The sequence below is a fragment of the Streptomyces sp. NPDC127119 genome (assembly GCF_042677425.1).
Classification (GTDB): Bacteria; Actinomycetota; Actinomycetes; order Streptomycetales; family Streptomycetaceae; genus Streptomyces.
In genome coordinates this window covers 1-14748 of sequence record NZ_JBHXTO010000192.1, presented here as the reverse complement: position 1 = coordinate 14748, position 14748 = coordinate 1, and the positions used below count along the sequence as shown (strand labels likewise).

The following is a 14748-nucleotide window of genomic DNA, read 5'->3' as shown; positions in this document are numbered from 1 at the left end:
GCCCAGTGACCGGGTGCGTCCGTCGGCCGGAGCGCCGATCAGCGGGTGCGCCGGTCAGCGGGAGCCGGGAGCGCCCACCGCCTCTCGGTGCTCGTCCTCCTGTCCGGCCGGGGCGCGCTGCGGCAGTTTGGCGCCCTCGATGTCCACGTCGGGCGTGACGCGGTCGAGCCAGCCGGGCAGTCCCCAGGCGCGGCGGCCGATGAGGGCCATGGTGGCCGGGACGAGGGTCATCCGGACCACGAACGCGTCGACGAGGACGCCGAAGGACAGTGCGAAACCGATGGACTTGATGATCGGGTCGTGGTTGAAGACGAAGCCGCCGAAGACCGCGACCATGATCAGTGCGGCGGCGCTGACCACCCGGCCGCTGCGCGCCACTCCGTGGACGATGGCCTCGGAGGCGCTGCCCGTCCGCTCGTAGTGCTCGCGCATCCGGCTGACCAGGAAGACCTCGTAGTCCATGGCCAGCCCGAAGAGGACGCCGATGAGCAGGACGGGGAGGAAGCTGGTGACGGGTCCGGCGGACGGGATGTCGAGAACGCCGTTCAGGTGGCCGTTCTGGAAGACCCACACGGTGGCGCCGAGGGACGCGGCGACGGACAGCAGGAATCCGAGGGCGGCCTTGACCGGGACCAGCAGGGACCGGAAGGCGATGGTCAGCAGGATCAGCGCGAGGATCACGATGATGGCGATGAACAGCGGCAGCGCGTCGGACAGTTTGCCCGCGACGTCGATGGCCGCCGCGGTGGCGCCTGCGATGTAGAGGGTGCCGCCCGCCCTGTCGATGCTGGGCGCGTTCTCCCGCAGCCGGTGCACCAGGTCGGTGGTGGCCTGGGCGTCCGGGCCGGTCTTCGGCACGACCGCGACGATCGCGAGAGTGGAGTCCTGGTTGGTCACCGGCTTGGCGACGGCGGCGACTCCGGAGTCACCGGCCAGGCTCGTACGCAGCCGGGTGAGTGTCTCGGTGCGGTCGGCGGCCGGAATCCCGCCGGTGTCGACGACGGCGGTGACGGTGGCGTTGAAACCGACTCCGAAGCCCTCGCTCAGCAGGTCATAGCTCTTGTGCTGGGTGCTCTCGACGGGCTGGGACGCGTACCCGGGCAGGCCGAGGCGGAGATCGCGGGCGGGCAGGGCGAGCGCGAGGAGGCCGACCACACCCACCAGGAGAACGATCACGGGCTTGCCGGTGACCAGGCGGGCCCAGCCCAGGGCCCAGGCGCCGGGGGCGCGCTCGGAGCGGCGGGGGCGCGGGCGCAGGCGCTCGCCGAACATGCCCAGCACCGCGGGCACCAGGCTGATGGCGATGAGCACGGCGAGCAGGACGGTCACGGCGGCGGCCAGGCCCATGATCGTGAGGAACGGGATGCCGGTGACCGCCAGCGCGGAGAGCGCGATGATGACGGTCGCTCCGGCGAAGACGACGGCGCCGCCCGCGGTGGCGACGGCCCGCGCGATGGAGTCCTCGACGTCCATGTCGGGGTCGGCGAGCTGCTCCCGGTGGCGGGAGAGGATGAACAGGGCGTAGTCGATGCCCACCGCCAGGCCGATCATGAGGGCGAGCACGGTGGCGGTGCTGGTCATCTCCACGAAGCGGGAGACGAACTGGACGCCCAGCACACCGATCGCGACCCCCACGACGGCGGTCAGCAGCGGGAGTCCGGCCGCGATCAGTGAGCCGAGCGCGAGGGCCAGGACGGCGAAGGCGATGACGACGCCCACGATCTCCGCCGGGCCGCCGACCTCGGTCTGCGGCTGCATCGCCGAGCCGCCGAACTCGACTTCGAGACCGGCGTCCCGGGCCTGCTCCATCGCGTCCGACAGGGCGTCCTTGGACGTCTGGGGCACGCTGTCGGCCGCCTGGCGGAACATCACGTCGGAGTAGCCGATGCGCCCGTTCTGCGAGACCGTCCCGGTCCCGGCCGGGTCGGAGACGTTCACGACGCCGGGCACCCCGGCGGCCTTCTTCAGGCTCGCGGTGAGCGCCGCGTCGGCCTTGGAGTCACTGAGCGTGTCTCCCTCGGGTGCGGCGAAGACGACTCGGGCCACCCCGCCCGAGGCGGCCGGGAACTTCTCCTTCAGCAGTTCCTGGGCCTTCTGGGACTCGATCCCCGGCACCGAGAACTCGGTACTCACCTTTCCGTGCAGGGTGATCCCGAGGCCTCCGACCACGGTGAGCAGCAGCAGCCAGACGGCCAGGACCCTGCCCCGGCGGCGTACCGCCCATCGTCCCCAGGTGTACAGGCGTGACGCCATAACCCGTCTTCCTCCCTCTCCCCGCAGGCCCCGATCGGACCGCGACATCTCTACACCCTAAGGCATTTTTACAGCCTACTGTAAATTAACCATGAGTGGTAAAGTGGTGGCATGATGAGCGACGGCCTACGGGAACGCAGCAAGGCGCGACGCCGGGAGGCGATCGTCCGCGCGGCCTACGAGCTGTTCGCCGACCGCGGCTTCGAGGCGACGACGATCGCCGACATCGCGGCGGCGGCCGAGGTCTCGCCTCGTACAGTGACCCTGTATTTCCCTTCGAAACTGGAACTGGCGATGTCGGAGTTCGACTCCGTCACCGACCAGGTCAGGGCCGCCGTGCACGACCGGGAGCCCGGCCTGACGATCCTGGACGCGCTGGAGCGCTGGCTGCGCGCGGAGATCGCCGAGCCCAAGGGCATGGCCGATCTCACCGACCGCGTGCTGGAGCTGAACCCTCAGTTGCGCGCGGTGGCCGAGGCGCGGCTGACGGAGGTCATCAAGTTCGGCGCGAAGATCCTCGCCGAGGAGCAGGGCAGTTCTCCCGACGACTTCGGACCGCGCATGGCGTCGGCCGCCGCCGCCGCGGTGATCAGCGAAGTGTGCTACCGGCCCCAGGAGGCCGACATCGACACGGCGATGGCCTTCCTGCGCGCCGGACTCGCGACCCTGCCGTCCGGCCCGGCCTCCTGAGGGACGCGCCCTGCGACCGCCGTCGCAGGGCGGTCACAGTGTCACCGCTCTCTTGAAGTACAGGCGCACGACCGAGCCCGTGGGATCGAAGGTCTCCGTGAGCAGATCGCTCAACTGACGCACCACCCACATCCCGTGGCCGCGCACGGCCCCGCGGTCCGGCGGCAGATGCCCGGGGAAGGGCGGCGCCGGAATCAGCCTCGCCGTACCGACGTCGGAGACCTCGCAGATCACGTACTCGACGTCGTTGCGCAGGCGCAGAACGCCCCGGCCGCCCCCGTGGCGTACGGAGTTGACCATCACCTCGTGCACCGCGGCGACCATGTCGTGCGTCCGCTGCTCGGGCACCCCCAGGTCACGGGCGTAGCTGCGCAGAGCGTGCCGTGCGTGCGCGGACCGGTCGCGGCCGAAGGGGATGTCGTCATGACCGGCGGGCAGTGCGCCGGACTCCGCCGCGTCGCACTCGGCGCAGAAGTCGGCCGGATCCTCATAGCGGTCGCTGACCGTCGCCTCCCCTGTCCCCAGGGCGAGTTCGGGGTGGGTGCGGATCGCCGAACGGACCACCGCGGCCGGCAGGACCCGGATGTCGTACGGGCAGAGTATCCAGTGGGCGGTGCCCGCGAAGGCCACGTTGAGCAGGGATTCGTAGCGCATCCACTCGCGTGTCTCGAATTCCGTACGGTCCGGCCAGACGGGCTCACCGATGATCCGGACCCGGGAAGGCCGGCCCGCCCCGCCCGGGTCGTGCTCCGCGCAGTAGGCGTGGTACTGGCCCAGGGTGCGGGAGGGGCAGCCGTACCAGTCGTCGGCGAGGGCGAACTCCACCTCGCACGAGCGCAGGCCGAGCGCCCGGCCGAGGAGGCCGATGTTCCGGGGCGCCAGGACGGCGAGGACGGTGTCGTCCGCGTACAGGCCGTCGAGGGCGAAGGCGGCCGCGGCGTCGAGGAAGTCCTCGTCCGATCCGTAGCACAGCGCCTGGTGGACGAACCCCGGACGGGTCATGGAACCGCTCCCTCCCTCACGTCCCCCTTGTCCAGGCGCAGACCGGGGATCCTGTCCCAGCCGGTGACGCGCATGAGCCGCTGGATGTGCGGGGCGACGCCGTGCAGGACCAGGGTGCCGCCGGAGGTGTGCAGGGACAGGGCCGAGAAGACCAGCAGGCGCAGCGCGCCCACGTCGATGAACGCCAGCTCCCGCAGGTCGAGCCGGATGCTCGTGCCGTTGACCGAACGGGCCCTGGCGCGGGTCGTCTCGGCCTGCAGGGCGCGGGCCAGGGCCGTCACGTTCGTGTCGTCGACCTCGCCGGCGAGCGCCAGGCCCGGCGGGGCGAAGGTGCGGGTGATGGAGAGCAGTTCGTCGCGCCACACCAGATCGGCGGCGACCCGCCCGTGGTGCAGCCCGTCGAGCGGGGCCAGTTCGCCGTCGTCGAAGACCCTGCGGTCGTACTGGCAGATCCCGAGGACCGGCAGGGACGCGAAGACGGGTTCCAGGAGGAGTTCGCTGTCGTGCAGCGTCTTGAGCCCCTTGCCCGCCTGGCCGCGCATGATCTCCATGCTGACGCGCAGGCCGAGATAGCCGTCCCCGACCGCACGGCGTGCCTCGCGGCGGATCACCTCGTCGAGGTCCCACAGCCCTTCGGGCGTCCCCAGGTGCGGGTCCACCGTCAGGCGGCCCGCGGCGAGTTCGTCGTCGACGGCACAGCCCCGGGACTCCAGGAAGGTGAGCGCGAGCTCGGCCGGCAGATCGGCCGGACCCAGCACCAGCCCCCGGTGCCCACTGGCGAGTCCGTCGAGGAGGAACGCGGCGACCACGGTCTCGCGCTCCTCGTCCGCGTCGTAACCGAGCAGCAGATGGTCTCCGGCGCGCATCTCTCCGACCGCTCTGAGCGCGGGCACAACTTCCATTTCCCGCACCTCCCAGATCTCCCGCTCGGTGTGCCGGAACCCCTCCACGCTACGCCCGCCGACACCTCTGCGAGAGGATGAGTACCCGATTTCCGTCACCCGGCCGGGACTCGGACACGGACGTCGCGGAGCGTTAGGGTGACCGCCATCGGCCGGGTGAGGAGGAGCGATGAGCGCCTCGGTACGCAACGGCAGGAGCGGCAATCTTCCCGCCGAACCCAACACGTTCGTCGGCCGCGCGGCCGAACTCGCCCGGATCGGCGCGCTGTTGGAGTCCACGCGCCTCCTGACCCTCACCGGCCCCGGAGGCGTCGGCAAGTCCCGGCTGGCACTGCGGGCCGCGCACACCGCACAGACCGCGTTCCCCGGCGGAGTATGGCTGGTGGAACTCTCCGATCTGCAGAACGCGGATCTCCTCACGAACGCGGTGGCGGAGGCGACACGGCTGACGGAACAGACGCTGCGCCCGCTGCTGGTGGCGGTCTGCGAGCATCTCGACGACGGGCCGCTGCTGCTCGTCCTGGACACCTGCGAGCACGTGCTCGCCGAGTGCGGCCGTGTCGTGCAGGAACTCCTCGCGCACGTACCGGAGTTACGGGTCCTGGCCACCAGCCGTCAGCCACTGGGCGTGCCCGGTGAGCATCTGCTGTCGCTGGCACCGCTGCCGCTCGGCGAGCACGCGGACGCGGTGGCGCTGTTCACGGCCCGCGCCGCCGCCGCGGTGCCGTCGTTCACGCTGACCGACAGCAACCGGGCCGACGTCGCGGCGGTCTGCGCCCGGCTCGACGGGATTCCCCTCGCCCTGGAACTGGCGGCGGTACGCCTGCGCGGCTTCCCTCTCGACCGGCTGCTGCAGGGCCTCGACTCCCGCTTCGACCTGCTCGTCTCGCCCGCCCGGCCCCGGCTGGCCCGGCATCAGACGCTGCGCACGGCGATCGGCTGGAGCCATGAGCTGTGCACCCCGCTGGAGCGGCTGCTGTGGGCCCGGCTGTCCGTGTTCGCGGGCGGCTGGGACGTGGAGGCGGCCGAATTCGTCTGCCACGGCGGCCCGTTGGACGCGGAGGAGATCCTCACCCTGCTCGCGTCGCTCACCGAGAAGTCGATCGTCGCCCGTGAGAACGACAGCGTGGCCGGGCGCTACCGCATGCTCGACACCCTTCGCACCTTCGGCGCCGACTGGCTGGAAGGCCTCGGCGAGCAGGACGCCGTACGCGCCCGTCATCTCGACTACTTCCGCTGGATCGCCCGGCAGGGGGAGGCCGAGTGGCTGGGCCCCGGCCAGCGCATGTGGGCCGAACGGCTGAGTGTGGAGCACGCCAATCTGCGGGTCGCGCTGGAGGAGAGCCTGGCGGCGCCGGAGCCCGAGCTGGCGCTCGAACTCACCGGCACGCTCTGGTACTTCTGGTTCGCGTGCGGCTTCGCCGACGAGGGGCGCGGCTATCTGGAGCGGGCGCTGAGCCGGGCCCCCGAGGGTGTCCCCGGGCACACCCTGGCGACCTGGGCGCACCGGCTGGTCACCGTCGTACCGGACGACGTGGACGCGGCCGAATCCGTGAGCGCGGCGTATGTGTGGCTGGCGCAGGAACGTCAACTACCCATCTCCGCACTGCCGTTGACAGGGGCGAGCCTCGCGGTGCGCGGCGAGTCGGCGCGGTCGGCCCTGCTGTACGGCAGCAACACCCAGGGGCCCGGGGCCGGGGGCGGCGCGGAGTTCTTCCAGCTGCTGACGCTGGCCGTGCAGGCGTATCTGCTCGCCGGGCAGGGCGCGTTCGAGCGGTGCGCGGTGGTCGCGGAGCGGCTGCGTCTCGCCTGTGAGAAGCGGGGGGAGCTGTGGATGCGGGCCTGGGGCGACTTCTTCGTCGCCCTCGCCGGGATCGGGCTCGGGCGGCCGGAGGCGGCGCTGCTCTCCGCCCGCGAGGCGCTGGCGGCCAAGTGGCGCGTGCACGACCGGTTGGGTGCGGCGGCCGTCGCCGACCTCCTGATCGCGGCGGAGGCCGCCGCCGGTGAGCCCGAGCGCGCGGCCCGTCTGCTGGGCGTGGGCACCCGGCTCTGGTACACGGCCGGACTCCCCCAGCTCGCCGACATCGAGGCGACCGTCTTCCGCCGGGAGTACGCCCGCCAGCTCCGGGCCACCCTCGGCGACACCGGCTTCGCCGAAGCCGTGCGCGAGGGCCGCGGGCTGGGCCCGGAGGCGGCGATACGGCTCGCGCTGAACGGCGTACTGGACGAGGCGGATCTCTGACGCCCGGCCGTCCGGTCCGTGAACGCGGCCGGACGACGGATTGCGGAAACGGCTCGCCACCTTAGTGTCGAAAGCATGCCCTCCGGCGAGCACCACGGACCGGGCGGGCGTCGGGCCGCTCCTCCAGCCCGAGCACGCATGAGCCGCATGAGCCGCATGAGCCGCATGAACACGCGACGACACGAACAGAGAGGCATCCCCCATGGCAACCTTCACCACCAGCGACGGCACCGGGATCTTCTACAAGGACTGGGGTACCGGTCAGCCGGTCGTCTTCAGCCACGGCTGGCCGCTCAACGCCGACGCCTGGGACGGTCAGGCCCGCCTGGTGGCCGACAACGGCTTCCGTGCCGTCGCCCACGACCGCCGTGGCCACGGCCGCTCCGACCAGCCGTGGCAGGGCAACCACATGGACCGGTACGCGGACGACCTGGCCGAACTCATCGAGGGCCTCAACCTCGACAACGTGATCCTGGTCGGTCACTCGACCGGCGGCGGCGAGGTGACCCGTTACATCGGCCGCCACGGCACGCGGCGGGTCGCGAAGGTCGTCCTGCTGGGCGCCGTACCGCCGCTGATGCTGAAGACGGCGGACAACCCCGAGGGCACCCCGCGTGAGGTGTTCGACGGCATCCGCGCCGGCGTCGAGGCGGACCGCTCGCAGTTCTACTGGGACCTCAGCGAGTCGTTCTACGGCTTCAACCGGCCCGGTGCCACCGTGTCGGAAGGTCTGCGCCGCTCCTTCTGGCTGTGGAGCATGCAGGTCGGCCTGAAGGCCGCGTACGACTGCGTCGAGCAGTTCTCGGAGCAGGATTTCACCGAGGACCTGCGCAGCATCGACGTCCCCACGCTGGTCGCGCACGGCGAGGACGACCAGATCGTGGCCATCGGGGCCGCCGCCCTCAAGACGGCCCAGATCGTCAAGGACGCCACGCTCAAGACGTACCCGGGCGCCCCGCACGGCCTGGTCGGCGAGTTCGAGAAGGCCTTCGACGCCGACCTGCTGGCCTTCATCAAGAGCTGACTGCGACGCACGAGCAGGCATCGACGGCACAAGCCGGCGCCGGCGTACGCGCCGACGGCGACGCACGCGCTGGGCCCGTGCTTCCGCCCCCGGCGGGGCCGGGCTCAGAGCCAGCCGTTGCGCCGGAACCCCCGGTGGATGCCCAGGCAGAGGGTGGCGATGACGCCGAGGGCCAGCGGATAGCCGTACGTCCAGTGCAGCTCCGGCATGTGGTCGAAGTTCATGCCGTAGATGCCGCAGATCATGGTCGGTACGGCGACGATGGCGGCCCAGGCCGTGATCTTGCGCATGTCCTCGTTCTGGGCGACCGTCACCTGGGCCACATGGGCCTGGAGGATCGAGTCGAGCAGCCCGTCGAAGGCGTTGATCTGCTCGGTGGCACGGGCCAGGTGGTCGGCCACGTCACGGAAGTACGGCTGGATCTCCGGGGAAAGGGCGACCGGCGGTTCGTGGGCGAGGATCTGCAGGGGCCGGTGCAGGGGCACCACCGCGCGCTTCAGTTCGAGCAGCTCACGCTTGAGCTGGTAGATCTGGCCGGCGTCACCGCGGGCGGTGCGCTCGGCGAAGACCGCGGTCTCGACGGACTCTATGTCGCTCTGTACGGCGTCCGTCACGTCGAGGTAGTCGTCGACCACCTGGTCCGCGATGGCGTGCAGGACCGCCGAGGGCCCTTTCCGCAGCTGTTCGGGCAGCCGCTCCAGGGCCTCCCGCAGCGGGCCGAGGGAGCCGTGGCTGCCGTGCCGGATGGTGATCACGAAGTCCCGGCCCACGAAGACCATCACCTCGCCGGTGTCCACGACCTCGCTGGTCGCGGTGAGCTGCTCGTGCTCGACGTACCGGACGGTCTTGAAGACGGCGAACAGCGTGTCGTCGTACCGCTCGACCTTCGGCCGCTGATGTGCGTGGATCGCGTCCTCGACGGCCAGCGGATGCAGGCCGAACAGCTTGGCGAGGCCGGCGAACTCCTCCTCGGTGGGCTCGTGGAGGCCGATCCAGACGAAGCCGTCCCGGCCCGCGCGGGTCCGGCGGATCGCCTCGTCCGGTGCCCAGTCGCCGGGCTGCCGTCCGCCCTCGCGGTAGACCACGCAGTTCTCCACCGCGCTGCCGAGGGGGGAACGGGCGGGATGGCTGAGGTCCACCGTGCGGCGATAGGCGCGGCGGACCACTCGGCTGAGGTTGCGGATCATGGGCACTGACTGGGCTCCTTCGGTGACCGGGTCAGTGTGCCACCGGTCCGCGACCGCTTCGTGCCACCGCTCGTCGACCGCTTCGACCGCAGCTGCCCGGCGCGACCGAGGCGGGCGGCCCCGCAGGGCCGCCCGCTCCGAAGGTCCGTCGCTACTCCTGTGCCTGGCCGATGTTGACCATCCAGGGAATGCCGAACCGGTCCGTACACATCCCGAAGACGTCGCCCCACATCTGCTTCTCCAGCGGGACGGAGACCGTGCCCCCGGCGGACAGCTTCTCCCACCAGCCGCGCAGCTCGCTCTCGTCGTCGCCGCTCAGGCTGACCGAGAAGTTGCCGCCCGGCGAGTACTCCATGCCCGGTGGGGTGTCGGCTCCCATCAGGGTGAAGCCGCTCGGGGTCTCCAGCATGCCGTGCATGATCTGGTCGGCCTCCGGGGTGTCCGGCGCACCGGCCTCCCCGAAGGTGTTCAGCGCCAGCGTGCCGCCGAAGACCTCCTTGTAGAACTCCATCGCCGGCCGGGCGTCGCCGTCGAAGCTGATGTAGGGGTTGAGGCGTGAAGCCATGAAAACCTCCCAGATCGGACAGAACGAGCAGATGTTCGCAGACTAACGCGGGCCACTGACAACGGCCCGGCCCAGGCGATCCGGCCCCTCCCGACCGCCTGGGCGGTCCACGGCGTCAGCCCTTGGTCAGCTCCTTGAGCGCGGTGTTGAGTTCGAGGACGTTCACCCGGGGCTCGCCCATGAAGCCGAGCGTGCGGCCGTCGGTGTGCCGGTCCACGAGCTGCTGCACCCGGCCCACGGACAGGCCGTTCCGCTCGGCGACCCGGTGCACCTGGAGGTCGGCGTAGGCCGGGGAGATGTCCGGGTCGAGGCCGGATCCGGAGGACGTCACCGCGTCGGCGGGGACCTGGGACGGCCTGACCTTGTAGTCGGCCGTCGAGTTGTCCTTGACGACCGCGGCCTTGGCCTCCTTCACCCATGCGATCAGTTCGGCGTTGTCCCCGGAGCGGTTGGTGGCACCGGAGAGGATCAGCTTGTACCGGGTGTTGACCGAGTTCTCGCCCAGGCCGTTCGCCGGCCGGGGCTGGAAGTAGTCGAGGCCGTAGCCCTGCTGGCCGATCAGCGAGGAGCCGACGACCTTGCCGCCCGAGGTGATCTCCGACCCGTTCGCCTTCGTGTTGAAGAACGCCTGGGCGACGCCCGTCACGGCGAGGGGGTAGATCACTCCGCAGACGACGGTGAGGACCAGGAGCGCCCGCAGCCCCGCGCCCAGCAGGCGGGCGGTGTTCGTGACCGAGTTGTTCATGACGATCAGCACGCTTTCGAGGAAGGTCGGGGAGCTACAGCCCGGGGACGAGGGAGAGGAGCAGATCGATGATCTTGATGCCGATGAAGGGCGCGATCAGTCCGCCCAGGCCGTAGATGCCGAGGTTGCGCCGCAGCAGCCGGTCGGCGCTGACCGGCCGGTACCGCACTCCGCGCAGGGCGAGCGGCACCAGGGCGATGATGACCAGCGCGTTGAAGATCACCGCGGAGAGGATCGCGGAGTCCGGCGACGACAGCCGCATGATGTTGAGCTTGTCCAGGCCCGGGTAGACCGCCGCGAACAGCGCGGGGATGATCGCGAAGTACTTGGCGACGTCGTTGGCGATGGAGAACGTCGTCAGGGCGCCCCGGGTGATGAGGAGCTGCTTGCCGATCTCGACGATCTCGATGAGCTTGGTCGGGTTGGAGTCGAGGTCGACCATGTTCCCGGCCTCCTTGGCGGCCGAGGTGCCCGTGTTCATGGCCACCCCCACGTCCGCCTGGGCGAGCGCCGGAGCGTCGTTCGTACCGTCGCCCGTCATCGCGACGAGCTTGCCGCCCGCCTGCTCCCGCTTGATGAGCGCCATCTTGTCCTCGGGGGTGGCCTCCGCGAGGAAGTCGTCGACGCCCGCCTCCTCGGCGATGGCCCTGGCCGTCAGCGGGTTGTCGCCGGTGATCATGACGGTTCTGATGCCCATGCGGCGCAGTTCGTCGAACCGCTCGCGCATCCCGTCCTTGACGACGTCCTTGAGGTGGACGACACCCAGCACACGGGCGCCCTCGGCGTCGTCGACGGCCACGAGCAGCGGGGTGCCGCCCGCCTCGGAGATCCGGTCGGCCCGGCTCGCCACGTCCTCGGTGACCGTGCCGCCCCGCTCCTTCACCCAGGCGACGACCGAGCCGGCCGCTCCCTTGCGGACCCTGCGTCCGTCGACGTCGACCCCGGACATCCGGGTCTGGGCGGTGAAGGTGATCCATTCGGCGTGCGCCAGCTCGCCCTGGTGGCGCTCGCGCAGCCCGTACCGCTCCTTCGCCAGGATGACGACGGAACGGCCCTCGGGGGTCTCGTCGGCCAGCGAGGAGAGCTGGGCGGCGTCGGCCAGTTCGGCCTCGGTGGTCCCGGCGACGGGCACGAACTCGGCGGCCTGCCGGTTGCCGAGCGTGATGGTGCCGGTCTTGTCGAGCAGCAGCGTGGACACGTCACCGGCGGCCTCGACCGCCCGGCCGGACATGGCCAGGACGTTGCGCTGCACCAGCCGGTCCATGCCCGCGATGCCGATCGCGGAGAGCAGCGCGCCGATCGTGGTCGGGATCAGGCAGACGAGCAGCGCCACCAGCACGACCATCGTGAGGTGCGTGCCCGCGTAGTCCGCGAACGGCGGCAGCGTGGCCACCGCGAGGAGGAAGACGATCGTCAGCGAGGCGAGCAGGATGTTCAGCGCGATCTCGTTGGGCGTCTTCTGCCGGGCGGCGCCCTCGACCAGGTTGATCATGCGGTCGATGAAGGTCTCGCCGGGCTTCGTGGTGATCCTGACGACGATGCGGTCGGACAGCACCTTCGTGCCGCCGGTGACGGCCGAGCGGTCGCCGCCGGACTCGCGGATGACGGGGGCCGACTCCCCCGTGATCGCCGACTCGTCCACGGAGGCCACGCCCTCGACGACGTCACCGTCGCCGGGGATGATGTCGCCGGCCTCGCAGACGACCCGGTCGCCGATGCGCAGCTCGGTGCCGGCCACTGGCTCCTCGGGGCCGCCGTCCGTGGACAGCCGGCGCGCGATCGTGTCGGTCTTGGCCTTGCGCAGGGTGTCGGCCTGCGCCTTGCCGCGGCCCTCCGCGACCGCCTCCGCCAGGTTGGCGAAGACGACCGTCAGCCAGAGCCAGGCACTGATCGTCCAGCCGAACCAGTCGCCCGGGTCCTTGAACGAGAAGGCCGTCGTCAGGACCGAGCCGACCAGCACCACGAACATCACGGGGGACTTGACCATCACCCGCGGGTCGAGCTTGCGGAAGGCGTCCGGCAGGGACCTGACCAGCTGCTTCGGGTCGAAGAGACCCACGCCGACGCGGCCTTCGCCGACGGTGCGTCCGGCCGCTGCGCCGGTGTCGGCACCGGTGTCGCTGCCGCTGTTCCTGTCGGGGTGTATGTGTGTCGTCATGATGCCAGCCCCTCCGCCAGCGGACCCAGCGCGAGCGCGGGGAAATACGTGAGACCGGTGATGACGAGGATCGCGCCCACCAGCAGTCCGGTGAACAGCGGTTTGTCGGTGCGCAGGGTGCCCGCCGTCTCCGGCACGGGCTTCTGTCCGGCGAGCGAACCGGCCAGTGCGAGGACGAACACCATGGGCAGGAACCGGCCGAGCAGCATCGCCACGCCCAGGGTGGTGTTGAACCACTGGGTGTCCGCGTTCAGACCCGCGAAGGCCGAGCCGTTGTTGTTGGCGGCGGACGTGTAGGCGTACAGGATCTCGGAGAAGCCGTGTGCCCCGGTGTTGGTCATCGAGTGGCCCGGCGTCGGCAGGGCCATCGCGGCGGCGGTGAGGACGAGGACGAGTGCCGGGGTGATGAGGATGTACAGGGCCGCGAACTTGATCTCGCGGGTGCCGATCTTCTTGCCCAGGTACTCGGGGGTGCGGCCGACCATCAGACCGGCGATGAACACCGCGATGATCGCCATGATCAGCATGCCGTAGAGGCCGGAACCGGTACCACCGGGCGCGATCTCGCCGAGCTGCATGCCCAGCATGGTGATGCCGCCGCCGAGGCCCGTGAACGAGGAGTGGAAGGAGTCCACCGCGCCGGTCGAGGTCAGGGTCGTGGACACCGCGAAGATCGACGAGGCGCCGACGCCGAAGCGGGTCTCCTTGCCCTCCAGAGCGCCGCCCGCGAGGTCGAAGGCGGGGCCGTGGTGGGCGAACTCGGTCCACATCATCAGGGCGACGAAGCCGACCCAGATGGTGGCCATGGTGGCGAGGATCGCGTAGCCCTGCTTCAGGCTGCCGACCATCCGGCCGAAGGTGCGGGTCAGCGAGAACGGCACCACCAGGAGCAGGAAGATCTCGAAGAGGTTCGAGAAGGGGGTGGGGTTCTCGAAGGGGTGGGCACTGTTGGCGTTGAAGTAGCCGCCGCCGTTGGTGCCGAGTTCCTTGATGGCCTCCTGGGAGGCGACCGCGCCGCCGTTCCACTGCTGCGAGCCGCCCGAGAACTGGCCGACCTCGTGGATGCCGGAGAAGTTCTGGATCACCCCGCAGGCGACCAGGACGATCGCGGCGACCACGGACAGCGGTATCAGGATGCGGACGACCCCGCGGACGAGGTCCGCCCAGAAGTTGCCGAGGTCGCCGTTCCTGGACCGCGCGAAGCCTCGTACGAGGGCGACGGCGACCGCCATGCCGACGGCCGCGGAGACGAAGTTCTGCACGGCCAGACCGGCGGTCTGCACGACGTGGCCCATGGCCTGTTCGCCGTAGTACGACTGCCAGTTGGTGTTCGTGACGAAGGAGACGGCGGTGTTGAACGCCTGGTCCGGGTCGATCGAGGAGAAGCCGAGCGAACCGGGCAGCACACCCTGCAGGCGCTGCAGGAGGTACAGGAGGAGCACCCCGGCGGCGGAGAAGGCGAGGACTCCGCGCAGGTACGCGGGCCAGCGCATCCCGGTGTCCGGGTCGGCGCCGATGCCCTTGTAGATCCACTTCTCGACGCGCAGATGCCGGTCCGAGGAGTAGACCCGGGCCATGTGGTCGCCGAGGGGGCGATAGGCGAGTGCCAGCGCCGCTATGAGTGCCAGCAGCTGAAGGACGCCGGCGAGTACGGGGCTCATGTCGTGCTCAGAACCTCTCGGGGAACACAAGGGCGAGGACGAGATAGCCCAGCAGGGCGACGGCCACGATCAGGCCGATGATGGTCTCGGCGGTCACAGCTTCGTCACCCCCTTGGCGACGAGGGCCACCAGCGCGAAGAGCGCGATCGTGGTGACGACGAAGGCCACATCGGCCATCGTGAGCTCCTGAATGAGGTTCCGGATGCGGTGCCGGGGGCCGGGGGGCCCACCCCCCCGCACCCGCCCCAACCCCATACCCAAATAACGAGTCACAAATAAAAAAAAACACACCCCCAACACAGACAACAAAAAACAAATC

Annotated in this window: 12 protein-coding genes and 1 pseudogene; 3 read left to right on the top strand and 10 right to left on the bottom strand. The window is 70.4% G+C overall.

Annotation, left to right across the window (positions count from 1 at the left end):
* Nucleotides 1–54: 54 nt before the first annotated feature.
* The gene (locus tag ACFVH5_RS40725; RefSeq protein WP_385838723.1) at nt 55–2253 is read right to left on the bottom strand and encodes an MMPL family transporter; all 2199 of its coding nucleotides are present in this window, start codon (nt 2251–2253) and stop codon (nt 55–57) included.
* A gap of 111 nt (nt 2254–2364) precedes the next feature.
* Here ACFVH5_RS40725 and ACFVH5_RS40720 point away from each other — a divergent pair, with 111 nt between their 5' ends.
* Nucleotides 2365–2943: a TetR/AcrR family transcriptional regulator gene (locus tag ACFVH5_RS40720; protein WP_384809746.1), complete on the top strand. Its 579-nt coding sequence runs from the start codon at nt 2365–2367 to the stop codon at nt 2941–2943.
* A gap of 33 nt (nt 2944–2976) precedes the next feature.
* Here ACFVH5_RS40720 and ACFVH5_RS40715 read toward each other — a convergent pair whose 3' ends face one another.
* Nucleotides 2977–3945, bottom strand: coding sequence for an anti-sigma factor RsbA family regulatory protein (locus tag ACFVH5_RS40715; RefSeq protein WP_385838721.1), 969 nt, complete (start codon nt 3943–3945; stop codon nt 2977–2979).
* Nucleotides 3942–4847, bottom strand: a complete 906-nt coding sequence (locus tag ACFVH5_RS40710; protein ID WP_385838720.1) for an MEDS domain-containing protein — start codon at nt 4845–4847, stop codon at nt 3942–3944. Before ACFVH5_RS40710 ends, ACFVH5_RS40715 begins: the two co-directional genes overlap by 4 nt.
* A 169-nt stretch (nt 4848–5016) precedes the next feature.
* Between ACFVH5_RS40710 and ACFVH5_RS40705 the strand changes: the two genes are divergently transcribed.
* Together ACFVH5_RS40705 and ACFVH5_RS40700 are read left to right on the top strand one after the other, a co-directional pair.
* On the top strand, nt 5017–7089 hold the full coding sequence (locus ACFVH5_RS40705; RefSeq protein ID WP_385838719.1) for an ATP-binding protein: 2073 nt from the start codon (nt 5017–5019) through the stop codon (nt 7087–7089).
* Between the two features lie 202 nt (nt 7090–7291).
* The gene (locus ACFVH5_RS40700; RefSeq protein WP_385838718.1) at nt 7292–8113 is read left to right on the top strand and encodes an alpha/beta fold hydrolase; all 822 of its coding nucleotides are present in this window, start codon (nt 7292–7294) and stop codon (nt 8111–8113) included.
* A gap of 104 nt (nt 8114–8217) precedes the next feature.
* Here the strand turns inward: ACFVH5_RS40700 and corA are convergent, their stop codons facing one another.
* From corA to ACFVH5_RS40665, 7 genes and pseudogenes are all read right to left on the bottom strand, one after another.
* Nucleotides 8218–9300 carry a magnesium/cobalt transporter CorA gene (gene corA, locus ACFVH5_RS40695; protein WP_385838717.1) on the bottom strand — a complete coding sequence of 361 codons (1083 nt, stop codon included), beginning with the start codon at nt 9298–9300 and terminating at the stop codon, nt 8218–8220.
* A gap of 151 nt (nt 9301–9451) precedes the next feature.
* Nucleotides 9452–9865, bottom strand: coding sequence for a VOC family protein (locus ACFVH5_RS40690; RefSeq protein WP_385838716.1), 414 nt, complete (start codon nt 9863–9865; stop codon nt 9452–9454).
* Between the two features lie 115 nt (nt 9866–9980).
* Nucleotides 9981–10610, bottom strand: coding sequence for a potassium-transporting ATPase subunit C (locus ACFVH5_RS40685; protein ID WP_385838724.1), 630 nt, complete (start codon nt 10608–10610; stop codon nt 9981–9983).
* 34 nt (nt 10611–10644) lie between these two features.
* Nucleotides 10645–12768, bottom strand: a complete 2124-nt coding sequence (kdpB, locus tag ACFVH5_RS40680) for a potassium-transporting ATPase subunit KdpB (protein WP_385838715.1) — start codon at nt 12766–12768, stop codon at nt 10645–10647.
* A complete protein-coding gene (gene kdpA, locus ACFVH5_RS40675) occupies nt 12765–14429 on the bottom strand; it encodes a potassium-transporting ATPase subunit KdpA (RefSeq protein WP_385838714.1) in 1665 nt (554 codons plus the stop codon). The genes kdpB and kdpA overlap by 4 nt, the downstream gene beginning before the upstream one ends.
* 7 nt (nt 14430–14436) lie before the next feature.
* Nucleotides 14437–14526, bottom strand: a complete 90-nt coding sequence (kdpF, locus tag ACFVH5_RS40670) for a K(+)-transporting ATPase subunit F (protein ID WP_385838713.1) — start codon at nt 14524–14526, stop codon at nt 14437–14439.
* Nucleotides 14523–14748: pseudogene (locus tag ACFVH5_RS40665) on the bottom strand (hypothetical protein); the annotation flags it as partial. The gene kdpF and the pseudogene ACFVH5_RS40665, both read right to left, overlap by 4 nt.